The 25,997-nt window shown below is 45.3% G+C and carries 13 protein-coding genes; 2 read left to right on the top strand and 11 right to left on the bottom strand.

What is annotated here, in order from left to right; genetic code table 11:
- Nucleotide 1: 1 nt before the first annotated feature.
- The 11 genes from A2W93_02640 to A2W93_02690 form a co-directional block, all read right to left on the bottom strand.
- Nucleotides 2-1,759, bottom strand: a complete 1,758-nt coding sequence (locus A2W93_02640; GenBank protein OFY53567.1) for a hypothetical protein — start codon at nucleotides 1,757-1,759, stop codon at nucleotides 2-4.
- A gap of 96 nt (nucleotides 1,760-1,855) precedes the next feature.
- A complete protein-coding gene (locus A2W93_02645; GenBank protein OFY53568.1) occupies nucleotides 1,856-2,812 on the bottom strand; it encodes a hypothetical protein in 957 nt (318 codons plus the stop codon).
- On the bottom strand, nucleotides 2,778-5,060 hold the full coding sequence (locus A2W93_02650) for a hypothetical protein (protein ID OFY53569.1): 2,283 nt from the start codon (nucleotides 5,058-5,060) through the stop codon (nucleotides 2,778-2,780). Before A2W93_02650 ends, A2W93_02645 begins: the two co-directional genes overlap by 35 nt.
- Nucleotides 5,029-10,827 carry a hypothetical protein gene (locus tag A2W93_02655; protein OFY53570.1) on the bottom strand — a complete coding sequence of 1,933 codons (5,799 nt, stop codon included), beginning with the start codon at nucleotides 10,825-10,827 and terminating at the stop codon, nucleotides 5,029-5,031. The genes A2W93_02650 and A2W93_02655 overlap by 32 nt, the downstream gene beginning before the upstream one ends.
- A gap of 323 nt (nucleotides 10,828-11,150) precedes the next feature.
- Complete coding sequence (locus tag A2W93_02660; protein ID OFY53571.1) at nucleotides 11,151-12,452, bottom strand: hypothetical protein; 1,302 nt, start codon at nucleotides 12,450-12,452, stop codon at nucleotides 11,151-11,153.
- 210 nt (nucleotides 12,453-12,662) lie between these two features.
- A complete protein-coding gene (locus tag A2W93_02665; protein OFY53572.1) occupies nucleotides 12,663-14,117 on the bottom strand; it encodes a sodium:solute symporter in 1,455 nt (484 codons plus the stop codon).
- A gap of 390 nt (nucleotides 14,118-14,507) precedes the next feature.
- Nucleotides 14,508-15,215: a hypothetical protein gene (locus A2W93_02670; GenBank protein OFY53729.1), complete on the bottom strand. Its 708-nt coding sequence runs from the start codon at nucleotides 15,213-15,215 to the stop codon at nucleotides 14,508-14,510.
- A 5-nt stretch (nucleotides 15,216-15,220) separates the two neighbouring features.
- A complete protein-coding gene (locus tag A2W93_02675) occupies nucleotides 15,221-17,131 on the bottom strand; it encodes a hypothetical protein (protein ID OFY53573.1) in 1,911 nt (636 codons plus the stop codon).
- A 4-nt stretch (nucleotides 17,132-17,135) separates the two neighbouring features.
- Complete coding sequence (locus tag A2W93_02680; GenBank protein ID OFY53730.1) at nucleotides 17,136-17,762, bottom strand: 7-carboxy-7-deazaguanine synthase QueE; 627 nt, start codon at nucleotides 17,760-17,762, stop codon at nucleotides 17,136-17,138.
- A gap of 166 nt (nucleotides 17,763-17,928) precedes the next feature.
- Nucleotides 17,929-18,300 carry a hypothetical protein gene (locus A2W93_02685; GenBank protein ID OFY53574.1) on the bottom strand — a complete coding sequence of 124 codons (372 nt, stop codon included), beginning with the start codon at nucleotides 18,298-18,300 and terminating at the stop codon, nucleotides 17,929-17,931.
- Between the two features lie 24 nt (nucleotides 18,301-18,324).
- Complete coding sequence (locus A2W93_02690; GenBank protein OFY53575.1) at nucleotides 18,325-24,081, bottom strand: hypothetical protein; 5,757 nt, start codon at nucleotides 24,079-24,081, stop codon at nucleotides 18,325-18,327.
- A 151-nt stretch (nucleotides 24,082-24,232) separates the two neighbouring features.
- Here A2W93_02690 and A2W93_02695 point away from each other — a divergent pair, with 151 nt between their 5' ends.
- Both A2W93_02695 and A2W93_02700 read left to right on the top strand, forming a co-directional pair.
- Nucleotides 24,233-25,321, top strand: coding sequence for a malate dehydrogenase (locus A2W93_02695; GenBank protein OFY53576.1), 1,089 nt, complete (start codon nucleotides 24,233-24,235; stop codon nucleotides 25,319-25,321).
- 75 nt (nucleotides 25,322-25,396) lie between these two features.
- Nucleotides 25,397-25,996 (top strand): nucleotide exchange factor GrpE, encoded by a 600-nt coding sequence (locus tag A2W93_02700; GenBank protein OFY53577.1) that lies wholly within the window; start codon nucleotides 25,397-25,399, stop codon nucleotides 25,994-25,996.
- Nucleotide 25,997 lies beyond the last annotated feature (1 nt).

Here is a 25,997-nt window from a genome sequence, read left to right on the forward strand (position 1 = left end):
TTTAAAACAGTTTGCTTATTGAAGAACTGTATTTTTCAGAAATTATTTTACGTCGGAGTTTTAAAGTTGGAGTAAGCTCGCCGGTATCTACCGACCAGGTGATATTAGTAAGCTCGAATTTCACTATGCGTTCGTGCTCACCCAGACTTGCATTCACGTTGTCGATCTCCTTTGCCACTCGTTTTTTTATGACCGGATTGCCAATAATTTCTTCGTTGGTTGTAAAGGTTATCCCTTTAATATCGCACCAGGAGCGCAGATGAAAGAAGTTGAGCGAAATGATCGCTGCCGGATATTTTTGATTTTCGCCCACCACCATCGCGTTGTCTATGAAAGGAGATTCCTTCAGTTTGTTTTCGATCAGCTGCGGTGAAATATATTTTCCTGCTGCTGTTTTGAATATTTCTTTTTTCCGGTCGGTGATTTTTACATTATTCAGTTTTGTGATCAGCCCAATATCACCGGTTTTGAACCATCCGTCTTCGGTCATCACTGACTTTGTTTGTTCTTCGTCCTTGAAATATCCTTTCATAACACTCGGTGCTTTGCATTGAATTTCGCCGTCATCGGCAATACGCACCTGCACGTTGGACAGCGGCGGGCCAACTGTTCCGAATTCGACTCCATTTTTACTGAAGTTGCTGACTGATATCACCGGGCTGGTTTCAGTGAGACCATATCCTTCGAGTACGCGAAAACCTGCTGCCCAGAAAATGCGTGCAAGCCGCTCCTGCAGCGCAGCTCCACCACTCACAATAATATCGAGTGAGCCGCCAAGTGCTTGTTTCCATTTTTTAAAAACCAGCCTGCGTAGCAGCCAGAGCTGCATGCGGTAAAAAATATTATTGCCTTCAATCCTGTAACGGTAGCCCAGATTGACGGCCCAGTAGAAAAATAATCTTTCGTAACCCGTGAGTTTGCGGCCTGTTGCCATGATTTTATCATGTATGCTTTCAAGAACCCGGGGCACACAGCAAACAATGGATGGATGCGTTTCGCGCATGGCTTCGGAAACCAAGGCAATATTATCGACATAATAAACCGTGTACCCATTGTATTGGTACATGTAATTTATGATGCGCTCAAGAACGTGACACAGCGGAAGAAAGCTCAGGGTCACCAGTTCCGGCTTCTGTGGCGGAATGGTATAAATGGCTTCTACATTGCTCAGCAGATTTTTATGCGTAAGCATTACGCCCTTGGGGATTCCGGTGGTGCCGCTGGTATAAATAATTGTTGCAACATCATCTTCCGTAATGGAATCTTTAATCGATTGCAGCTTTTCCTGTTGCGGATTCTTTGAACCCAATTCCATGAGTTCCTTCAAATGCTCGAGTCCATGCAGGTTTCGGAATGTATATACTTTCTCAATTTTTTTGCATTGCGGAAGGATTTCTTTGATGCGCGAATACATTTCTTCGCCTGCCACAAAAATCATCCGGGCTTCGGAATGATTAAAAATATGCCTGTATTCTTCGGAGCTGATATTCGGATAAACCGGCACATGAATGGCGCCACACATCATGATACCCATATCCAGAAAGTTCCATTCGGGGCGATTGGTAGTAATTGAAATAATTTTATCGCCGGGCTGAATTCCAAGCTGCATCAATCCATAGCTGATGTTCGTTGAGTTTTCGATGTGTTGCTGAAGGCTGTATCGCTGCCAGATACCATCAATCTTTCCACCGAAGAGTATCGGTTTATTGAACTTCTCTTTGTAGCGATCGAGTAAATCGAATAGTCGTTTTAATTCCATAGGCGTTGATGAAAAATCAAAAATAGTGTTTTCTTTTTAACTGAAAACGATCTTTCACAACCTGAATTTGTCAGCAATACATCACCGAGTTGCTTTTCAATTGAAATATCGCGGGCTTTTCAGATAAGGAAGTTTAGGTGGTTTGGGCTTTACAGAATACCGAAGTACAAGTTCATGCGACGATGGGCTCACATCGCATAGAGTTCCGTTGATAATATCATAGGCATACATGACTTCGAGGTTTTTGATGAGAGTAAGCCCCACAAGGAGCGCTAAACTTTCGCTGTAGCGGTAATTAAAGCCGAATCGCAATGTCTTTTCAAATTCAGCAATCAGACCAGCATTGTATTCCCAGTTTTGAAGATTGGTTTTCAAAAGTCCGTTTGGTTGTAAGGTGAGATGTTCATTGAAAGGAAGCATCAAGGAGGAAAACAGATAATAGTATCGTGCCGGTGAGAAAATCACCGTATTCTCAATTGAAGATGCATTTAGGTGGCGCGTGGATATTCCGGCGGTGAAGCGAGGAGCGTTGTAAGATAAACCCGCATTGGCGTTCAGATTATACCGGGTAACATTGTCATAAACAGCGTTGGGATCTGACATGTCATCGTAGATTAGTTGCGTGCCATCCAGATTTTTTGCCAGCAGATTCAGCCCGGTTCCTATTCCAAGACTGCGCGTATCACTGAGTTTGATAAAAAAAGAATAGTTGAGCGTAAGGTCATAATTATTCTCGTATCCGAGTTTATCATGAATAAACGCAAGTCCGATTCCGTGTTTTTTCCATGCGGGCATTTCCAGCGTAAGAAACTGTGTGGCGGGTGCTTTGGAAAAATCAATCCATTGTTGTCGCGCAAGCAGTGTGGCACGCCACGAGCGGTCGGCCGAGGTGAGCGACGGATTGAAAATACTTCCGGTGAAATTATTCAGCGTGAACTGAAGGTCTTTCTGGGCGCTGGCTGTCAGACTCATGATCAGCATCGCAAACAATGTATAAATTCCTGCTTTCATAATTTTCCTATTGAAGTTTGACAACACCGATTTTGTTTTCATCACGGAAAGCTGCAATATAGCAATCCGTCAAACCTTTGCTTCTGAGCTGGGTCAGCGCATCCATGGCTTCATCCATAAAAATGTAAGCCCCCATATAATAGCGATCCATTCCGTCTTCTTTCACAGTCAGGATATTCGTACCCGGAAACCATTGCCTGATATTGTTGTAATTCTCATCAAAAGCTGGTTCACCCTTTGTTCCGAAAAACACCCGAAAGAACATATGAGCCCTTGATTTCTGGATACCCTTGTCGATTTCAGCATACAGGTTTTCGAAATATTTATCTCCGTAATCACCGGCATTCAGAATATTGAAAGTGGTGCGGCGGTTCATTTGATGTTCTTCTTCGGACTGAGCATTTGTAATCATTAGCTTGCTTTCGCCCCAGCCTTTAAAGAGCAGTCGCTTCTGATCGATGCCTTGCTGTATCAGATATTCAACGACAGATTGCGCGCGTTTTTGCGAAAGATCCACATTGTAGATATCAGGTCCCCTATCGTCGGTGTGCGAGTTAAGCTGAATGCGCATTCCGGGATTTTCGTTGAGCAATTCAACAATCTTGTCAAGTTCTCTCTTCGATTCCTCGCGCAGATCCCATTTGTCGAAGTCGTAGTAAATATTGTTGATAGCAATTTCATCTCGTGTTATACGAAACAATTCAAAATCAATATCATGTCCGTTAGCTGCCGATAATTCGCGTGTATTCTTTTCACCGATGGTCACCAGTGTTTTGGTTTGTGGCATGTAGCCTTCCTTCACGGCATCAATCTGATATGTTCTATCGCACAGAATATTGGTAATAAAATATTCACCACTGGCATCTGTCAGCGTGGTATCGGTCACTTCACCGTTGAGTTTTACAATAACGAGTGCTTTGGTAATTGGTAGTCCCGATGTTTTATCAGTTACTTTTCCTTTGGCGCTCAAAACAAATGGTACAGGTTTGCACAGGTAAATATCATCCATTCCGTTGCCACCCGCCCTGTTGGATGCAAAAAGACCGTTTTCGGCGTTGAGAGGGAAATAACCAAAATCATCTCCTGCACTGTTGACCGGATATGGCATGCCCACAACTTCGCCTGTGATGCGGTTTCCGTTTATTTCTACCGCGTAAATATCCAATCCCCCCATGCCAGTACGGCCCGAAGAAGCAAAATACAATAGCGTGTCGCCTGAAATAACCGGAAACATTTCATCGCGGACAGTATTTATTTTTGCACCGCAGTTTTCGGGTCCAGACCAGTTCCCGTCGGGCTTTTTATGAGTAACGTACAAATCTTTTCCTCCAATACCTTCCGGATTATCGCTGACAAAAAACAATATTTCCCCAGTGCTGTTCAATGCAGGGTGGCCAACGCTGTATGTTTCGCTGCCAAGTGGCATAGCCGCCACTTTTGAGGCATCGTTGCGACCAAGATCAATCCGGCAACTGTAAATCCGGCAGATTTTTCCTTTACCGTTTGGTTCGTTGCAACGCATAAAGAGCATTTCTTCAGCTTTCGAATTCATTGAAACTGTACCTTCATTGAATTTTCCGTTTACGTCATTCGGAAGTTTTGTGATATTAATCCACTTTCGCATGGATGAATCGTATTGCGCCTGATAAATATCGCTAAAACCCTGTCCATCGAAATTGAATATCCTTGCCGAATCGCGGCCGGTGCGTGCCGAAGTAAACAGTAACCGGCCATTACTGAAGAAAGGCGAATATTCGCTGAATGGAGAATTCAGTTCCTGCACATTTACGATTTCATAAGAAGGCACTTTTAGCATTTGGCCGGCAGCAAAGCGACAGGATTCGGAGCGGTTGTAATATTTGCTTTTATCCGCACTGTTTTTAATCAGATGTGAATAGTGAATATCCGCTTCGGCATATTGACCCGCTGCCAAAAGCATTTCAGCAAGTTTGTCCTCAACTTTTAAATCCGAAGTAATATTGAAAGCAGTCTGATACCAGCGCACAGCTTTGCTGTAGTCAAGAAATCCCGCATAACAATCGCCGGCTTTTTCGGCAAACAATGCTTTTTCGTCATCGGCTTCGGTTGATTCCGCAAGCTTTTCATAGAGGCCTGCTGCCGAATAGAATTCCTGGTTTTCGAACAGTGCGTCGGCCTTTTCCTGTAATTTTCTGTTCTGGGCATGTAAGGCTGAAACTGAGAAAAACAGTACTATAACCGGTAAAAATAATTTCATTGCATTCATATCTCTGCTTTTTTTACTGGTTTCTGACCAATGTAACAACACCATTGAGAATTTTTACTTCGCTTTCCGGCTGAGGCAGGCGAATGATATAATAATAGGTTCCGGCTTCGGCAAATTCGCTTTTGTAGCGGCCATCCCATCCATCCATCCCTTTATAAATCTGTAATCCCCACCGGTTGACAATTTCCATATCAAGTCCTTTGACAAAAACGTCGTTGAATCCGTCTCCGTCCGGTGTAAAAGCATTGGGAATTTGCCGGATATGCATGAGCAGCGAATCTTCGGGACTTTCGCAAACAAAATCATTGGAGCTGACACTAACAATGTCGCCGTCGGTCAATCCATTGGTGGAATAAATATTTGATGAGGATTGTTGCACAAGAACTGAATTCACATAGAACAAGTACTCCGGATATGTGGAAGGAGTAGCTGTGAAAGTGACTATCTGTCCGGTGTACGAAGTATTCATAGGCATATCACTGGAGAGAATTACATAGGGCAGGCTGTTCATTCCGACAGCGACCGATACAGGTCCGCCAGCATTGTGGCACCCGTTGGAAGAAATATTTTCAGCATATACTGTTACGGGGCTGCTTACCGGGCCGAGCCACAGCGTATCGCCGGCACCGAGCAGATTTCCACCGGGGTTATCGTACCAGTTGATCACCGAACCAGTCTGATTGTAGAGCACATAGGCAAATCCGTTCTCATTCTCGCAAAACGACGGATTGTTGCTGGCTAGTACCGGGTCTAGCGGTGACGGGAGTACAGGAACCAGATGGAAAATGGTGGCAGAACAACTGTTGGTATCCGTCACAATAAGCTCCACCGGATAATATCCGCCTTCGCTGTAGCTGTTCTGAACCTGTGCTCCGTTTGCGGAATTGCCATCGCCAAAAGTCCATTGCCAACTACTGATAACGGAGCCGGTATTGGCCAGCAAAGTGTCATTAAATGAAGTGGGTGTTCCCGCACAGGCTGTATCGAATACAAAATCCATGATTATCGGCGGACTGATTGAAATGGTCTGTGATGCCGAATCGCTGCAGCCGCGTGAGTTTGTGACTACAAGAACTACGTCGTATGTACCGGCGCTGTCGTAATAATGAACCGGATTTTCGAGCGTGGAATAATAACTGTCTCCAAAGCTCCAGTAAAAATCAGTAATTACTCCGCCATTGGCCAGCGAAACATTGAAATACTGCGTTGTGTCTCCGGCACAGAAGTCCGAAATATTCAAAGCCGGAGTAGGAAGCGAATCAATGGCTGCTGTGTGGGTTATGCTGTCTATACAGCCATGAGCATCAGTCACGATCAGAGTCACAGGGAATACACCATAGCTTGAGTAGGAGTAGGTTGGATCTGAATCTGTGCTGGTGCCTGTCCCATCGCCGAAATTCCATAAATTGGCGGTAATGGCTCCGCCATTGCTGAATGATGAATTTGTGAATGGAGTCTGGTTGCCGAAACAGATGGTATCCATGCTGAAATCGGGCACCGGGAGCGGATATACAGCAACAGGCTTTACTACCGTGTCGCGGCAACCGTTTGCATCGGTGGTGATTAGTTGCGCGTTGTACATGAAAATATTTGCAACTGTGTCAGGATAAATATAAGTTACACTGTTGCCGGTCCCTGTGCCGGTGCTATCGCCAAAATTCCATTCCCATTGTGTAACAGCTCCACCAGTGCTGGAAGATGCGTCGGCGAAAGCGGTCGGAAAGCCGAAACAGGCCGAATCGCTTGCAAAATTGGCTATTGGCTGGGGATTGATCAGTACAGGCTGAACGATGGTATCGCGGCAGCCATTGTTGTCGGCTACCATCAATGTAACATTATAGGTAGTCGGGTTTAAAACAATATTGTAGAGATAGTCTGGATTTTGATTAACCGAGGTTCCTGTGCCATCGCCGAAATTCCAGTTCCAGACTGCCAGCGGGCCTCCAGCCCAGGTAGAATCGGTGAAAAAGGTTGTGTCTTTTGAGCATGAGATGGTTGCTCCGAAAGTGGCCATGGGTTTCGGATTTAGCCGGACTATGCTGGAAATGGTATCCAGACAGCCATGAGAATCTGTCACCGAAAGCGACACTGTGTAAAGCGTGTCTCCCGGATAGGGGTAAACATGAGTGGGGTTCTGTACTGCAGACGATTGCAAATCACCGAATTGCCAGGTCCATCCGTTGATGCTTGCTATTGGATTAAAGCTTGTGTCGGCAAAAGTAACCGGAAGTCCCTGACAAGCTTGTGTGGCGACGAATGCGGCGGTCGGAAGGGTATAAACATTTACTGTCTGTATTAGCGTATCGCGGCAGGTGAGCCCGTTTTCGGCTATGAGCGAAATTGAAAATGTAGTGTCTGTACCATAGAAGTGTGGTGAAGGATTTTGTACAGAGTCAGCGGTACCGTCGCCAAAATTCCATTCCCATGAAGTGATGGAACTTCCCTGAGTGGCATGAGACAGATTGTTGATAAAAACAGTATCGCCGAAACACACATGCGGGGCTGAAAAATTCAGGGCCGGCAGTGAGTCAATCTGAACCGGTAGGATGATTTCGTTGTGACAGCCATTGCTATCCCAAACGGTGAGCATGGTGTTGAAAATGCCTGGATTGGGAAACAGGTGGTTTGGATCCTGTAAGGTGTCAGTAGTCCCGTCTCCGAAGCTCCAGTCCCATGAAACAATATCAGCAGGCATGGGAACCGAAATATCCTGAAATTGAGTCAGTAGACCGTAACAAACAGTGTCGCGCGTGAAGGCCGCTACTGGAGGTATATATACTGTAATCGGCTTGTTGATGGTATCTGTGCAGCCGAATGCAGAATAGGCAATCAAACTGATATTATAAACACCAACTGCTCCGTAGGAGTAAACCGGATTTTGTATGGTTGTATCGTTGCCATCTCCGAAATCCCAATACCAGGCATTTACATTGCCGTTATCGGCCGGATTCATTATGGTGCTGGAATCTGTAAATACAACTCCGTAACTTACACAACCAGTCGAGAAACCGAAACCGGCCTGTGGCAATTCGTATACTCTTATTGGTTTTACAGCTGCATTACGACAGGCATTTGAGTCCGTAACAGTAAAAGTCAAATTATACAATCCCGGGCTGCCATAAAGATGACTGACCGTTTGTGCTGTATCGGCAGTTCCGTCTCCGTAATCCCATATCCACTGCTGGATTCCGGTATCCGTGGGCAAACTCAGATTCGTTGGGAACAGGGTGTCGTTGAAACACAAATTGGCGATTGAAAATGAATCAACCGGCAGATTATGAACAAGAATTGGTTTGACAATCGTATCGCGGCATCCATCAGCATTGGTCACAATCAACTGACTATTGACAGAACCCGGATTGCTGTAAAGGTGATCAGGATCTGTTAGTACAGAGTTATTACCATCGCCGAAAGTCCAGTTGTTCACTGTGATGGCTGATCCTCCGTCCGTTTGAGAGAGATTGGTAAAATGGGTTGTATCGAGCAGACAGACCGTATCTGTTATAAAACCTGCAATTGGGTTAATATGAACAATCAGTGGTTTTGTAATAGTATCGGAGCATCCGTAAATATTGGTCACAATAAGTATTGGGTCATAGGTTCCCGGAGGGCTGTAGCTGTGCGATGGACTGGCAGCATTACTTGCCGGTGATCCATCGTCGAAATCCCATTCATAACTCAGGGTAGTGTTCCAGTACCAGCCATCACACTGAAAGGTGGGATAACAATTCCATGACCAGCCATTCCAGCAGCAGCCGAAATGATGATGATCCAGTGCATAAGGCGATGAACTTGAGTTAGTAAACAATACCGATAGGTTTTCGCAGGCCAGTGAACTGGCATAGTCTGATGCTGGTTTTGGATAGGCAAGTACCTTTTTGTAGTTGCTGGTCCGGTAACAGCCGTTGGCATCGGTAACCTGCAGTGTGACCCAGTATTCGCCATGGGTAGGGAACAGATGATTGGGATTTGGATCAGTATCAACCGGGCTGCCATCATCAAAGTTGTAGGACCAGGCCGTAAGGGCAGCGCCATCAAGGCTGACTGTCGATAAGTCGGTAAAAGGAATACTGTCGTATTCGCAGCGGTTAGTGTAGGTGAAATTCGGATTTGGAAGATGCCAGACATATACCGGTTTAGTAATGCTTTCGGCACAGCCGTTGTCGGCATACACTGTCAATGTGGCATTCTGACTGCCTGGTGCGGTATAGGTCGTTGTTGGATTTGTTGCGTTAGATGAAGACGGTGATGCCGGGCTGAAGGACCATGAATAGGATGCTATGTTGATGATGGTGTCGGTTGACAGATTGGTGAAATGTGTCAACTCTTCTCCTGTACAGGCTGTATCTGATGAAAAATCAGGCATCAGGTCACCGATGGTAATGACCTGAGTAAAAATGGTGCTGTCGCAACCCCAGAGCGAACTGTTGCTGGCCCTGAGTTTTACAGTGTAAAAACCGGGATTGGTGTAGGTATGTGAGATTGTTTGCTGTGGCTGTGTTGAGGAGTTTACCAGTGTTGGTCCGAGTGTGGTTCCATCGCCGAAATCCCAGAAATAAACCGAGTTGGGATTGGCTGCACATTCATTGCGGGCCGAATAGTTGTAGAATGTTATTGCGGTATTGATACAGGTCGGCGACGAATGGGTAAAGGCTGCCTGCGGTGGCTCATACACCCGCACAGGAGCCCAGCTTGCCTGAGAAATTCCACACACATTTGAAACGGTCATGGTAATAACATACTGATTCAAAGGCTGAGAGCAACTCGATGTGCTGTAGGTGTGGTTGTAAAACCCTCCGGGTGCGGTTCCCAGCGGAAGGTTCTGAGTGTTTCCGTCGCCCCAGTTTATCGAAGATGCAGTCGATGAAGTGATGAAGGAATTGTTGTTCTGGACTGTAACTGTCAGTGGAGCACAGCCGAGGTTGGTTCCGGCCGGAGGTCCGATGATTCCGGCAATTGGAGTGTTTTCGATAAACAGGGTGGTGTCAAATACTGTTGAGCAACCATTGCTGCCGGTTGCCGTAATAACAATATTGTAACCGCCAAGGGCAGTGTACTCGTGTTCCAGTGTGTCGAATACAGCTGTATTGGTCAACGGACCTCCGTCGCCCCAGTCAATCAGATAGTTGGAGATATATCCGGCGCCCGGAGACATGTTCACGACTTCAAGAGTGTCCTTGATGATGGTGTTGTATGAACAGTGTTTCCAGTTGGTTTCCTCGAAATAGTACACATCGGGTTGCTGCAGGATCGTAACAATTTGCGACGCAGTAGCTGTGCATCCGTTGTCATCTGTAACCGTTAGTGTTGCGGTAAATGTCTGACTGGCGCCACCGGTCGATGTGTAAACATGCGATGGGTCTGCACTGGTATTTACCGGACTACCATCTCCGAAATTCCAGGAATAACTCAACCCGGTTCCGGTGGAGGTATTGGTGAATGAAATGGTACTTCCGGAGCAGACATTATCGGGTGCAAATGTAAACCCTGCTACTGGAACAGGAATCACATCAACGACCTGCAATGTAGTGTCAAGACATCCTCCGCTGCGAGTGATAATCAGCGTTACAGTGTAACTTCCCGATGCTGAGTACGTGTGCGAGGAATTGGCTGTGGTTCCGTGAACGCTTGCATCCCCGAAATCCCAGTCATAGTCTGTGATTGTTGCGGGAGTACTGGAAGTGTTTGTAAAGTTGATGGTCAGCGTGTTACAAGCCTGAGCAAGCGAAAAATCCACAGTCCCCGGGCACTGTGCATCGGCAACTTTAAAGATAATTAGCAGGGAAATCAGCAGGAATAAAGGTTTTCTCATAACCGTTGGATTAGCATTTACAAATATATGTATGTCTGATGCTTTAATTAATGTTGTGCTGGTTACAATTGGTTAACACGGACTTCAGTAGCTATCATATTTACGGGTGCTGCCGGTCATGAATATTTGTGTTTTAGGCAATCCCATTTGCCTAACCAGCGAAAATTACAGGCTGATTACCGAAAGATGTTCGAAATGGAATTAACTGCTTTTTCTGGGTTACGGACTCAGAATGCCTTTTGGCGTTATTTCCGAAAATCAAAAAATAGCAAAATTAATTTGAAGTTGTAGCTAAGTCTCAGACTACGCACAGTCCCATATCACTACAATTCTCTGTCAATGCAAAAAGCAGCATACAAGGGAATCGATTTTATCTGATTATCAAATCCAAAATTCTTTTCAGACAATCTAATGATTATTGACGAGTTATATTTTTTCCTAAAGACATCAATACTTCGCGATCGGGTATTGGTGCTGGCTTTCACTTCAATCGGAACAACACCTGTTTTGCCCTGAATTAAAAAATCAATCTCGGCTGTATTACCTGACTCCCAATAATAAAGTGGGATTCCTTGAGATTGAAAAGACGATGCTACATAATTTTCCACAATCGGGCCAATAAAGGAACTTGTGTGTTTTCCCTCCAGGAGTATTTCTCTGAGCGGCATTCCAGACTTCTGCACCAATAATCCCGGATCGTTCATGTACAGTTTGAATCCTGTCATGTCGGAATATGCTGCTAATGGTTCGTTGGGTACCGTTATCCGGTTGCATTTGTAAACTAGTCCAGCGGAAGAAAGCCAGTCAATGGCAGCTCCAAATATTCCGGCATAACCGCCTTTCTGAACAACTTTGTATTGAAACTTGCGGTTTTCTTTTGCCAGTTGAGCAGGGAGTGAGTTGTAGCTGGCGATTATTTTGCTGACTTCTTCGGGAGTAGCATATTTTGCCATATCAGCAATGTATGAATCAAGAATCTGTTGTTGTATGTCGGCAGCTTTCAGGTGATCATTGTTTTTTACGAATTCAGCAACAACTTCTGGCATCCCTCCGGTTATCAGATAATCGTGAAATAATGATAATGCCATTTCATGAAACGAACAAAATGCATCGTTTTCAAAACATGTCCTGATTTCTGGAATAAGTTTGGATTTCCCGACAGCCATTAAAAACTCCTCAAAATCCATGGGATAAACATGCTGCATTTGCGTTTGTCCTACCGGAAACGAGTATTCTTTTCTGTTCATGACTATTCCCAGCAAACTTCCTGCAGCAGCAATGTGATATTCGTTAGCGTCTTCATTAAAGTATTTCAGTGAAGACAAAGCCCGCTCCGATGACTGAATTTCGTCAAAAATCAACAAGGTTGTATTAATATCAAAATCCTCATTAAAAAAGATTCGAAGTTTTGAAATTATTGCGGCTGGCTCAATGCTCGTTTTAAATAGGCTGTCCAATCTTTTGTCGGATTCAAAGTTCAGGTAAAATACTTTACTGTACTCTTTTTTTCCGAATTCCTTTAACAAATAAGTCTTACCAACCTGCCTTGCACCTTGAAGTAAAAGCGGTTTGCGTTTTCTTGTTTTCTGCCAGTCAAGCAGTTTTTTATATACTTTGCGTTCCATATTAAGTACAAAGATAAACATTTATCTGGGTAAAAATCTAAATAAACAGATAAAAACCCACTTAAATATTTGTAATACGAGATAAAAACACACTTAAAAATTCATAAAAGCGCTAAGTTGTGCGAAGTCTCAGACTTCGCACAGCGCGACAATTTAATTTTCTCCAATACAGCTGCGCGAAGATTCTACCACTACGCTGTTCGAAGTTTCCTAACTTCGAACACCTCTCCGCGACAGCCCCCACAGCCCCATAAACGTCAGCAGCCCGTTAATGATCAGCAGCTCAAACCCAACCTGATAGCCACCAAACCATTCCTTGCTGTTGTTGGCCAAAATGTAGCACAGCACCGGAGCAACAATGACCGGAATAAATACCAGCTTATCGCGAATTGGACGCTTCGTGAATAATCCGAACGCAAACAGTCCCAGCAGCGGGCCGTAGGTGTATCCTGCTATGGTGAATAATTTATCGATGATGCTTCGATCGTTGATGGTGCTGAATAAAATAATGAGTCCAAGCAGCAGCAATGCAAACGAGAAGTGGACCAGCAAGCGAATGCGTTTTTGTTTTTTCTCGCTGTATTCTTTGCGGTTGATGCGCAATATATCGAGCGAAAATGAAGTCGTCAGCGAAGTGATAGCACCATCGGCGCTGGGATAGGCGGCCGAAATCAGACCAATCAGAAAAACAAATCCTGCAATGGCCGGCAGATAAGTAAAACTCACAGTCGCAAATAAATCGTCTGCCAGCGCCGGACGCACGATGTTCATGGTGTCGGTGTAAATGTATAATGCGGCTCCCAATACCAGAAACAGCAATGTGACACCTACAACAATAAAACTAAAAGTCACCATGTTTTTCTGCGCATCGCGCAGGTTGCGGCAGCTGAGGTTTTTCTGCATCATTTCCTGATCGAGTCCGGTCATGGTGATGGTAATGAAAATACCGCTCAGCAATTGTTTCAGCCAATGGTCCTTTGAATTGAAATCCGACACAATCATGTTGCTGTATTTGCTGTCGGCAATGGACGAAAATAAATCACCGATGCTCATATCAAGCTGTGATGCAATGGCAAATAGTGTGAACACAAGTGCCCCCAGCATAAAAGTTGTTTGCAGCGTATCGGTCCAGACAATGGTTTTGATGCCGCCCTGAAAAGTGTACAGCAACACTAAGGAAATAAAAATAACAGCTGTCATCACAAACGGAATTCCAAGCGCGTCGAACAAAAAATTCTGCAGAATCAGTACAACCAGAAACATACGCATAGAGGCGCCCAGTGAGCGCGACAGAATGAACAGCAACGAACCCGCTTTGTAGGAACCGTTGCCAAAACGCTGATCGAGATAGGTGTAGATGGATGTCAGATTCAACTTATAATAAAGCGGCAGCAACACAAAAGCCACCACCTGATATCCGATGAAATATCCGATGACGACCATGAAATAGGCGAAGCCATGTTGTTCCACCATACCCGGAACTGACATGAAAGTGACACCGGATAACGAGGCGCCGATCATTCCATAGGCCACTACATACCAGATGGAGCGCCGGTTTCCGATAAAATAAGTTTCGTTGTTTGCGCGCCGGCTTGTCAGCCACGTGATGAAAAACAACAACATCGTGTAAACAACAAAAACGAGAAGAATGATATTCGGGTTCATGAACAGACTCTTTGAAATACGAAAGTATGTGAAAATGTGGAAATGCGGAGATGTGGAAATACGAGATGCCGCAAAAATACGATTTTATGCGATGATTTGAATTTCAAAAAGAAAACGCATTCAGCTCCATGTCAGTGCTGAATGCTGCAAGCTTAAAGCTGACAGCTAATGTAATGTTTGTAACGCGTATCGTTTGTCTCTCTGTTACCCTGTCACATTGTTACTTCGTAACGATTGTAACGATTGTAACGTGTAACGATTGTAACGCGTAACGACTGTAACGGAAACGAGAACATGCAAACGTGAAGGCCTAAAATTACCTCACTGCAATTACTTCAAACTTCAAATTTATTTTTCAGATCAAAAATCTCAGATCTAATATCTCAAATCTTACTTCTTATGTATCCCGCACTCCTTGCTTTCCGGGTTTTCCCACCACCAGCGGCCTGCGCGAAAATCGTCGTCGTCGCTGACGGGGCGGGTGCATGGCAAACAGCCCAGGCTGCGGTATCCCTGCTTCTGAAGTTTATTGAATGGAATATTATTCTTTTCGATCTCGCTCCAGACCTCGTTTTCAAACATATCGGCCAGCGGACTTATTTTTATAATTCCGGTAGTTTCGTTCAGATCAAAAATCGGGATACCAATTCTTGTAACCGACTGCTCGCGACGTAGTCCGGTAAACCATGCGCTTTTACCTGCCAGTGCGCGGTCCATTGGATATTTTTTACGGATATGGCAACAAGCTTTACGCAGATCAAAACTTTCGTAAAAACAATTTACGCCATGGGTGTTTACAAGTTTCTCAACTTCGTTGGGGTCCGGGAAAAAAGTCTGTATTTTGATTCCAAAAAAATCTTCGGTTGCCGAAATTGTATCATAGGTTTCCTGGGGCAAACGGCCGGTGTCAAGCGTAAAAAAGCTGCAATTGTGTCCGCCTTTGTGAATAAGATAAAGAAGATACTGATCTTCAATACTTAGACTGGTAGCCATTGTGAGCGGTCCGTCAATATTTCTGAAAGCGAAATCGATAATTTGTTCCGGAGTAAAACCCGATGTTTCTTTGTTCCATTTTTCAATGGTTTCTGTCTTTGTCATCATTTTCAGTTGCTGATTACTTTAAATTCTGTTCTGCGATTCAGGGCGCGGCCCTCAGGCGTGTCGTTGGTGGCGCGTGGCATACTGTCGCCATAACCTTTATAAATCATCCGGTCTTTGGCAATGCCTTGGGCTGCGAGATAGGTGACAACAGCTTTCGCACGGTTTTCCGACAAGGTTACATTGTGTTGTTTACTCCCGGTGTTATCGGTGTGACCTCGGATTTCAATTTTCATTTTCGGATTGGCCAACATCATTTTTCGGACTTTTTCCAGTTCAATGAATGATTCAGTTTTAAGATCGTATTTGTCGGTGTCGAAAAATATATTGTTGAGCACGACCACGGCATCGCTTCCGATTGGTTGCAGATTTATATTCTTGATGTAAGGATCTGTTTTGGAATGTACGCCTGAAAGGCTGAAATTATCCGAATAAAAAAGATATTTATCTGCAGAAACATTCAGCATATAATCGCGGCCAGAAGGGATGCAGAGCAGAAAAGCACCATTTTCGTCCGACGTCGATTTGGCAACCACGTTACCGTTTTTCAGATCGGTGAGTTCGAACGATGCCTGCATTGGTCTTTCGGTGTTGATGTCGGTCACTACCCCTTTAAGGAAGGTAACCGGGTCTGGACGGGCTTCTTTGTAAAGTTCGAAATTGTAAATATCCATGCTTCGTACTTCAAGTCCGCCTGTAGCAAAGTAGGCTTTTTCACCTGAAGCCGAAACAAACAGAAACGCTTCGTCATTATGGGTGTTTATCGGATAGCCGATATTTACGGGGGTCGACCAGGTTAAGTCTTCATTGAGCCGGCAGTAAAAAATATCCAGTCCGCCCATGCCCAAATGTCCGTCAGATGTGAAGTACAGGGTTTTTCCATCGGGATGAAGAAATGGCGACATCTCGTTTCCGCCTGTATTAATATTCGCAGGAAGTACAACCGGTTCTGTCCAATCACCGTCATCGCCCAGATGTGTTACAAAAAGGTCCATTCCGCCATTGCGCGACGAGGTGAAATAAATGGTTTTTCCGTCTGGTGATATGCTTGGTTGGCTGTCCCATTCCTTTGAATTGATTTCATACAGATTCACCGGATAATCCCAGCCGCCTCTGTACCATTCGGACCTGTATAAATCACAACTGCCTTTTCCGGCCTCGCGGTTACAGGCGGTGAAATACAGAATTTTTCCATCAGGCGAAATGGTATGGGCGCCTTCGTTGCCCGCGCTGTTTAGTCTTTCGCTCAGTGGAATTGCGGTTGTCCATTGCCCATCAACAAGCTTGCTTGTATAAAAGTCTTCCTGCATGCTACCAGAGCTTTCCGTAGAAGTGCTTTTGATAAGACGGGTAAAAATGATGGTCGATTCATCAGCAGTGAGTGCAGGCATGTATTCCGAATTCTCTGTATTTATGCCAACTCCAAGTGGTTTCGGATCAAATTCTTTTGGGTTTTTAATTTGGTCTATTGCAAATTTGCACACTTCAATCCCATGCTCTGCCTGCATTTTAGGCCCTGGCTTGGGCGAATATTTCAGAAAAGACTGGAAATGTGACAATGCCTGTTCATATTTACCGGTCTTTATTTCCAGATTGCCTGTAATAAAAAAGGTGGATGGAAAAAAATCAGCATCCAGTGCAATACTCTTTTCATAATACTCGATTGCTTTGGGATAATCCTTTTTTTCCTCATACAAAGTCCCAAGCATGATGTAAGGCTCAATGAATTTTGGATCATACAGAATGGCGCGGTTGAATGAATTCACAGCGTCATCGTAATTGTATCTGTTCAGAAAACTTACTCCCTCATTGTATTCCTTGATCGCTTTTTTGTTTTTCGATGACAGTGTGTTTTCCTGTGCATTCATAAACAGTGGAAGCATTATCAGCAACGTGTATAAAAATATGTTTTTCATGACATCAGGGGATTTTAATGTATTTGTGTGTCTGTACTGATAAACGCCATTGGGGGTGCGTTGTTATGTAGTTTACGAGCATTGGCAATACTTCATTTCGCACACTCCATTCGGGCTGAAGTTGAATAATACAGGAAGGATTTACAAGATTGGCCAGCCCTTCAGCAAAAACCATGTCATTTTCTCCCTGAATGATAACTTTGAGTTCATGCGCCTTTGCAAACCAATAGGGATGAACAGTTACTCCTTTTTTAGGACTAACACATATCCAGTCGAATGAGCCGCTGGGGTTTTCACTCCCAGAAGTTTCCAGGTAAATGAAAATATTGTTTTTGTGCAACTCAGCTGTCAAATAGTCCATGCTCCACTTGAGTGGTTCTCCACCGGTAAGAACAACGGCCCCAAGCTTTGAGTTGACCACATTTTCAACAATACTTTCCGCGGGCATCAGTGGGTGAAGTTCCGGGTCCCACGATTCTTTCACATCACAAAAACTACAGCCCACATCGCATCCGCCCAAACGCACAAACCATGCGGCTTTGCCCGTATTGACACCTTCGCCCTGCAAACTGGAAAACTGCTCCATCACTGGCAGAAATCTGCCATCGTCCTGATTTATTTCTGAATTCATCAGCACAAAGATACAATTTTTTGCTCCTGTTTCAAAGCACAAATCAGTCAGTTTGTCTTTGAAAAAAGCTCGATAGATGTAAAATATATTTGATTGAAAGACGAATTCAGCTGGCGTTGAAAAAGCCATTGGTAGTGCCGAACATTTTGGCGTCTGTTGGACATTTTTAAAGCTGAGGTACGGACCCGGAATCGTTGGGCGCGGTTAAGCCTTTATTCCCGACGATTCCGGGTGGCTTCTTAAAATAGAAAAACGTTACGATATTCCATCGTTCCGGCCGGTTCGAAATCCCTCGAAGGGTTCTGAACCCTTCGAGGGATAATATTCGGCCGGAATATGGAATCGTCGTAACAGCTTCAAAAACAACGATTCCATATCCTCTCGCTCCTTCGTCGCTTTCGGACGATGGAATATTGTTTTTGAAGAAAGCGTTGTTTTGAGACAGCCTCGCTAATATATCGGGAATGCATTCAACATTTTGTTTTCCGTGACAGCCCAATCCATGCCCAACGCTAAGTCGTTGCACGCGGCCTTTCAACTTTACAACTTTATAAACTCTGTCCTACCTGACCACCGTCACATTTCCTTCGCGCTCAATTACAGATTCATCCAGCATGGTAGCTTTGATGTGCCAGAAATAAACACCACTCTGAACGGGTATGCCTTGAAATTCGCCATCCCAGCCAGTATCAATGCTCTTGCTGTCAAATACCTTTTCTCCGTAGCGGTCGTAAATATACCACGACATTGACTTTATGAAATTGCTGCGCACATACAAAACATCGTTTTCCAAATCACCGTTCGGACTGAAAATGTTTGGAACGTAAAGATCTGCTTCACCGCATGGTGTATCTTCGGCATTAATCAGAACACTGCTGGTTTCGGAACAAGAGCGGCTGTCTGAAATAGTCAGCAGGTAAGTATCGGGGGCAAGACCTGTTGTGGTGTCCGAAATCAAACTGCCGTCCAGATCATAGGCATAAGGGGGAGTGCCGCCGTAGATATTTAAAATCAATGTTCCGTCATTCAAATCGGGGCATGTTTCATCGGTAGATGTAAAATCGATAACCGGGATATCAGCTACTTCAATAACTGATGAATCCGTGTCTCCGCATAATCCGGTGATGGTGTAAACAATGGTGGTATTGCCAACACCTGCAACACCCGGATTGAATTCGCCCGTTGCCGCATTTGTGATTCCATCGCCGCTCCAGCTGCCGCCACCCTGTGCTGCAACAAATGAGAACGTAGTGCCGTTCAGGCACACATAAGCTACATCGGTAATCGAGGCATCTGCAAACGGGGTGGTTGAAACCATCACTGTATCCGCATTCTGACAGGTGTTTGCATCGGTAACAGTAACAGAATATGTTCCGGCTGTTGAAACCGAAATGGTTTGCGTTGCAACACTGGTGTTCCAGTTGAATGAAGCTCCTGCATTGGCTGCATCGAGTATTATATTAGTTCCTTCGCAAATATTAGTGTCGTTGCCGAGATCAACAACGGGCAAAGCATGAACGTCGATCTGATGGAAAGCTGTATCAAAACACAGGTTGGCACCAGTAACAATCACATAGACGTCATAGATTCCGGCGACCGAAGACGATACATTTGCAGCAGCGGTGCTCTGTCCGGTTGACCATTGATAGGATGCTCCGCCCGATGCAGTGAGTGTTGTGGAATTGAACTGACATATTTCAGTTACACCCGCAATGGCCGGTATTGGAAGAGGCAAAACGTCGAAACTTACAGAATCGGTGCTGGCACAACCATAAATATCGGTAACAATAACAGTCAGCGTATCTGTTGTCAGCGGAACGAATGTGATACTGGCGCCGGACAAACTGTTTTCCCACGCATATGAAACACCACCCGTTGCGGTAATTGTGATTGGATGACTATAGCAAACTACTGTATCTCCTCCAAAAGCAATGGTCGGATAGGGCTGCACTGCAACCGTGATGGAGTCAGCAAACTTACAGCCATTGGAGCCGGTGAGTTCCAGCTCGTAAGTGTCGGCCGTGCCAATCGTTATCGTTTGGGTGATTGCTCCTGTGCTCCAGTCATAGGCTGCAGCCGCAATTCCCGGTGTGAGTGTTATTGAGGTAAAAGCACAAATTGTGGTATCAGCGCCAAGATTAAATATGGGCTGTGGCAAAACGTTGACTGTGTGGAAAGCTGTGTCGCTGCAGCTGTGAATATCTGTTGCGACCGAATATACTGTATTGCTGCCAGCCGATGACCATACAAAATTGGCACTGGCAGCAGGTGTTCCTGACGACCATAAATACGAAATGCCGCCATTCACGGTCAGTGCTAAAGTATCATTGGTGCAAACGCTTAAATTGCCGCTTATTGCAGGCGTCGGCAGGGCATATACCATGAATTCCAGGCTGTCTGTCTTTGTACAGGTCAGCGCATCAGTGACTGTAACCGCAATAGTGTCAAGCCCGCTTGCGGTGGGCGTAAACGTGATGGTGGAAGTGTTTAATCCATTGCTCCACAAATAAGACGTACCAGTCGGCGCTGTTGCTGTCATCGTTATGGACGATTCAAAGCAGGTTGTGTCGGCTCCGCTGAAAGTAATGACAGGTAATAACTGAATGGCAACATCAATGGTATCCGCATATTTACAGGTATTTCCGTCTGTCAGTTGCAGCGAATAGCTGTCTGCGGAGTTTACTGTAATGGATTGCGTTGTCGCACCTGTGCTCCAGTTGTAGGTTGCGCCTGCAATTTCAGGATCCAGCGGAATCGATGTTAGGTCGCAAATGATGGTGTCCGGCCCCAGATTAAAGGTTGGCAATGCCAGAACGGTGGCTGTATAAAAAGCAGTGTCGCTGCATGCATGAATATCCTTTGCAATGGTGTAATAATTATAAGTCCCCATACTGTTGAAAGGAATGTCAACGGCTGTAGTAGTAGCGCCTGTGGACCAAACATAGGATATACCGCCGCTTGCAGTGAGTGTTGTGGTGTCATGCAGACACGGGGTAACATCGCCGGCAATCGTTGGAAGCGGCAGCGCGTATACCATGAATTCAAGACTGTCAGTTTTTGTACAGGTCAGCGCATCGGTGATTGTAACCGCAATGGTGTCAAGCCCGCTTGCGGTGGGCGTAAACGTGATGGTAGAAGTGTTCAATCCGTTGCTCCACATATAGGAAATGCCGGTTGGAGCAGTTGCTGTCATCGTTATCGATGATCCAAAACAAGTAGTGTCGGCACCGCTGAAAGTGATGACTGGAAGCGGCTGTACAGCAACATTGATGGTGTCGCTGAAATGGCAGTTGTTGGCATCGGCAAGGTCGAGCGAATATGTATCAGCCGATGAAACATCCAGTGTTTGTGTTACGGCTCCTGTGCTCCAGTTATAGCTTGCACCGGCTATTCCGGGATCAAGCGTAATGGTGGTAAGGTCGCAGATGATGGTATCGTTTCCAAGCCAGAATTCAGGCAGATTAGTTACCGTCGCCGTAAAAAATGCGGTATCGGAACAACCGTTCACGTCGGTGGCAATGACGTTGTAGTCAAATGTTCCGGTGTTGTTCCAGGCAATATCAATGGCGGGCGTTGTAGCCGTTGTGGACCAAACAAATGAAACGCCGCCGCTTGCCGAAATACTTGTGGTATCGTACAGACAGGGCGTATTGTCTCCGGTTATAAGTGGCACCGGTAATGGATAAACCGTTGTTTGAATGCTGTCTTGTGTTGTGCAGCCAAAGCTGTTCGTTACGGTCACTGTGAGAATCTCGCTGGCTGCGGGCAGGAATGAAATACTGTCGGTTGTAAATCCGTTTTCCCACACGTAGTTTACACCGCCATCAACACCGAGATGCATGGAATCGTTGAGGCAAACCATGGAATCGCCGGTGAAAGTGATTACTGGTAATGGCATAACCTTTACCACAAAAGTATCGCGCTCCACACAGCCCCAGAGATGAGTGGCAGTCACAATATAGGATGTGTCGGCAGTAATGGTCTGAATGATGGTGTCGTTTACCGATCCGGTATTCCAGGTGTAAGTGAAACCGCCTGTAGTTACCAGCGTGTCGGGCAGCCCGTAGCAGACTGAATCTAATCCGGCAATGGAGTTGAAATTTTCCGGGCAGGGAATGAATTTCATGATTACCGCATCGCGGTTTCCGTTGCCAGTACCATTGTTATTAATCTGGTTGTCAAAATAAGAAGTGCCCGGTGTCAGATCAAATAATGGATGATTTTGAGATTTTGTAAACCCAACCGCAAAAACATGATCAGATGGAGATACCCTTACATCCCTTAATTCATCATCATAGCTGCCACCAAGATAGGTTGCCCATCTGAGTGTGAAGTTTGAATCCAGTTCAAGTAAAAATTCATCGTAAGCTCCGGTATTTGAATTTTTAAAATATGAACCATCATTAGGATTAAGTGTAAGCAAGCCGGTTCCAGGCGTGTTCGTTGCACCAACAACGTATAAATTTTTACGAGAGTCAAAAGTTATTCCTTTTGCAGCATCATTTACGGACCCACCATAAAAGCTCGAGTAACGTTGTTGTCCGTTATTACCGAATCTTAAAATTACGGCATCAGCCCCCCCTCCTTTAATAGCCTGATAAAAGGAGGCGCTTATGTTATTAACAACAGGGAAATCAACCGATGCAGAAGAGCCAGTAAGCAACCAACCGTCATTAAAATCACAGATTATATCATTTATAAAATCATTTCCAGTGCCACCATAACATGTTTGCCAGGAAATCTGCCTCGATGTATTGAAAAGAGTGATTCCGTAATCAACTCCGCCGCTAAAAGCTTGCTGATAGCATCCGGGCAGCGTGTTTACCAATGGCAGATCTGAAGAAGTGCAGGCATAGGCTAACCCAAGCCGGCCGGATGAATCTATATCACAATAAACATCTTTCTCATCCACTGTCGCGCCTAACAGCGTACTCCAGCTCATAGAAAACGTTGTGGTAAACTCTGTGACAAAAACATCGTAGACCGAGAAAGTATTTTGAAAGTATGCCCCTGGCAAATTGACAAGCGGAAAGTCAGTTGCATCGGAGTAAGTATTTCCAACAACAATCAGCCGAGAACCATCAAAAGAGCAGTCATTTGCGTGATCATAATTGGATGTTCCTCCAAGATATGTTGCCCAGATACGCGTATCCATGGGGCCGAAAGTGATGATGAAACCATCTTTGGTTCCACCAAGGGTGTTATCGAAATAAGAGCCCGGAATTCCGGAATTCAGTGTTGGAAAATCAAAAGAAGTTGTTCCTCCGACAATCATCATAATGGTTCCGTTGTAAAAAAGATTACTGGGTTTGTCATCCAGTGCACCCCCGTAATATGAAGACCAGACGCGGATTCCGTCCTCGGTGAATTTCACGATTCCAACATCAACCGTCCCTGCGAAGGCGCCCTGATAAAATGAGGGAGCACCGGCATTGAGAACAGGAAAGTCGGTGGATGAAACTTCCATCAGTACATAGATGTAGCCGTTGTTGTTTCGTTCCATCACAATGGCCAGATCGTTTCCGGTGCCGCCATAATAGGTTCCCCACACCAGAGGCGGGTCGATAATCAGGGTTTCGCCGTCTTTCAGCTCCGGCATTTTTTCCAGCTGATAGCTGAGAATATTTTCATCAAGACTGGCATTCACACCAACGCTGATGCCAGTGGAGGTAAAGGACTCGATTTTATTTTCCTTCAAGGCTCCCAGCGAGGTTTCGATCAACAGACTATTTTCCTTCAGCGTTATTTTGTCCTGTCCTTCGAATTTCATTTTTATCTGCGACATATCAGCGCCGGCATGCAGTATGAAATTGTATTTGAGAAAATCTTCCTCAACCACAAACTGCCAATCGATGCCCGGATAAATATTTTTGAGAGTGACTGACTGAACCGGGCGCATATGTTCGAGTCCCTCTGGTACCAGCTCGTTGTAAAAACTTACGGTTCCGGTTTTTGAATAAACAATTTCAATATTTTTTTTATCGATGCTGGCTCCAACCGGAGTTGCATCTACGCGGTGCCATTGAATTTCCTTCAGCGGGGCAGGCCGGTCTGACATTATGGGATCATAAACCGCCTGTTCGTCCTCGATTCCGCGTTTAAACACATACGTTATTCCATCATTGGTCAGATAGAAATCGATTCCGGGGGTTGTCATGCTAAACAGCACCTGCGTGGCCGGCGTACCGTCGGAATTTGAAACCTGTCCGAGGTTTTCAATCAGATACGGGCTTTGTCTGCCGAATTCAGCAGTCTGAGCAAAAAGAGATCCCGAAAAAAGTAGAATAATAGCTACATTCAATAATCGCATAGTGTTCATATTACTGCGTTAAGACAATTATATTAATGGAACGTTGCAGGGCAAAGTTAGAACTTTTCCATTTACCCCTCGAAGGGTTTGAAACCCTTCGAGGGGTTTAAGTACCCTTCGAGAGGTGATAACAAAATCGTACTTTTGCAAAAAAATTGCAATGCAACGATACAGCAAAACACAACTGTTCTCACTGGTTGAAAAAATATTTCTCAAAGCCGGTTGTTCAGCCGACAATGCCCGGACGGTAGCCAATATGTTGATAGCTGCAGAAATGCGTGGCATTCCAAGCCATGGACTGATGCGGATCAAAGATTATATTGGTCTCTGGCAGAAAGGGCGCATCAACATGAATCCGGAGCTGAAAATAGTTCACGAAACTCCCTCTACGGGCACCGTGGATGGCGATCTGGCGCCAGGGATGATTGCCGGAAAATTCGCCATGGAGCTGGCCATCCGCAAGGCGGAGCAGGTGGGCTCGGGCTGGGTGGCCGTGCGCAATTCAAATCATTTTGGCATTGCTGGTTTTTACACCATGATGGCCGCTGAAAAGGATATGATTGGATTTGCAATGACCAATGCAAATGCACTGGTGGCTCCCACTTTCAGCATCGACCGCATGCTCGGAACCAACCCTATCGCGTTTACGATTCCGGGCAAGGAAGAGCCGGCGTTTACGGCAGACTTTGCTACAACGCCCATTGCCCGCGGTAAGCTGGAGCTCATGGAAAAGCAGGGTAAAGAGTCCCCGCAGGGTTTTGTGCAGGATGCTGAAGGGAAAGCAACCAACGATCCTTCAGTACTTCGGCGTGGTGGAGCTATTCTTCCGCTGGGAGGCGATTATGAACACGCCAGTCACAAAGGATTTTGCATGGGAGCCATGGTCGATATTTTATCAGCAATATTGTCAGGTGCCAATTTCGGACCTTTCGTGCCACCGCAGGTTGCTTATCTCGATCCAAAACCTGGTGCTCCGGGAGCGGGACTTGGACATTTTTTCGGCGCAATCCGCATCGACGGGTTCCGGCCTGCAGACGAGGTTAAGGAGTACATGGACCTTTGGATCAGAACATTCCGCCAATCGAAAGCTGCCGAAGGAAGAGAACATGTGATTATTCCCGGAGAGCCGGAGCTGTCACGTGAGCAGGAATACCTGCGTGACGGCGTACCCGTTGTTCCGCAAGTGTGGCAGGAACTGGTTGCCACCGCTTTATCACTAGGCATAGCTGAAGAAAACCTCCTGGCCTGACAAAACGACACTCAGAAGCCCGCTGGCAAACTTTTTGACAGCCACGCGCGCGAATAAATTGATAGATGTTTCAATATGAAATTTGGAAAAAAGAAAGAGAAAATGAGCGACAACGAAGAACTGAAAAATCAGGATCAACAACCTGTTGAGAATCCTGAGCAGAAAGAAACGGAATTGAATGAAGGTGAAACAAACACCGGCGACGAAAAGCAATGTCCCGATGTGGTAATAGAAACAATGGAAAGCCTGCAGATGAAAGCAAATGAATGGCAGGATAAATACACCCGGCTTTTTGCAGATTTCGAGAATTATAAAAAACGGATGCGCCAGGAACGTTTTGACCTGCTGCAATCTGCCGGATCAGAGCTGATGCTTGACATTTTACCGGTAATCGATGATTTCGAACGCGGCTTGGCAAGTCTGGCAACAGCCACCGAAATTGAAGCAGTGAAGCACGGATATGAACTTATCTACAACAAGCTTTTAGGCATCATGAAGCAGAAAGGACTGGAGTCGATGGAATCGGTGAACGAGGTGTTTGATACCGACTTCCATGAAGCCTTGACAATGGTTGAAAATCCTGAAATGAAGGGCAAAGTGGTTGAGGTTGTCGAAAAAGGATATACAATGCGGGGCAAAGTGCTGCGCTATGCAAAAGTAGTTGTTGGAAATTAAT

The organism is Bacteroidetes bacterium GWF2_43_63, from assembly GCA_001769275.1.
Classification (GTDB): Bacteria; Bacteroidota; Bacteroidia; order Bacteroidales; family DTU049; genus GWF2-43-63.

Excerpts from the sequence above, each read along its gene's own strand:
- A2W93_02640 (OFY53567.1), bottom strand. The coding sequence starts at position 1,759 with ATGGAATTAAAACGACTATTCGATTTACTCGATCGCTACAAAGAGAAG.
- A2W93_02645 (OFY53568.1), bottom strand. The coding sequence starts at position 2,812 with ATGAAAACAAAATCGGTGTTGTCAAACTTCAATAGGAAAATTATGAAA.
- A2W93_02650 (OFY53569.1), bottom strand. The coding sequence starts at position 5,060 with ATGGTGTTGTTACATTGGTCAGAAACCAGTAAAAAAAGCAGAGATATG.
- A2W93_02655 (OFY53570.1), bottom strand. The coding sequence starts at position 10,827 with ATGAGAAAACCTTTATTCCTGCTGATTTCCCTGCTAATTATCTTTAAA.
- A2W93_02660 (OFY53571.1), bottom strand. The coding sequence starts at position 12,452 with ATGGAACGCAAAGTATATAAAAAACTGCTTGACTGGCAGAAAACAAGA.
- A2W93_02665 (OFY53572.1), bottom strand. The coding sequence starts at position 14,117 with ATGAACCCGAATATCATTCTTCTCGTTTTTGTTGTTTACACGATGTTG.
- A2W93_02670 (OFY53729.1), bottom strand. The coding sequence starts at position 15,215 with ATGACAAAGACAGAAACCATTGAAAAATGGAACAAAGAAACATCGGGT.
- A2W93_02675 (OFY53573.1), bottom strand. The coding sequence starts at position 17,131 with ATGAAAAACATATTTTTATACACGTTGCTGATAATGCTTCCACTGTTT.
- A2W93_02680 (OFY53730.1), bottom strand. The coding sequence starts at position 17,762 with ATGAATTCAGAAATAAATCAGGACGATGGCAGATTTCTGCCAGTGATG.
- A2W93_02690 (OFY53575.1), bottom strand. The coding sequence starts at position 24,081 with ATGAACACTATGCGATTATTGAATGTAGCTATTATTCTACTTTTTTCG.
- A2W93_02695 (OFY53576.1), top strand. The coding sequence starts at position 24,233 with ATGCAACGATACAGCAAAACACAACTGTTCTCACTGGTTGAAAAAATA.
- A2W93_02700 (OFY53577.1), top strand. The coding sequence starts at position 25,397 with ATGAAATTTGGAAAAAAGAAAGAGAAAATGAGCGACAACGAAGAACTG.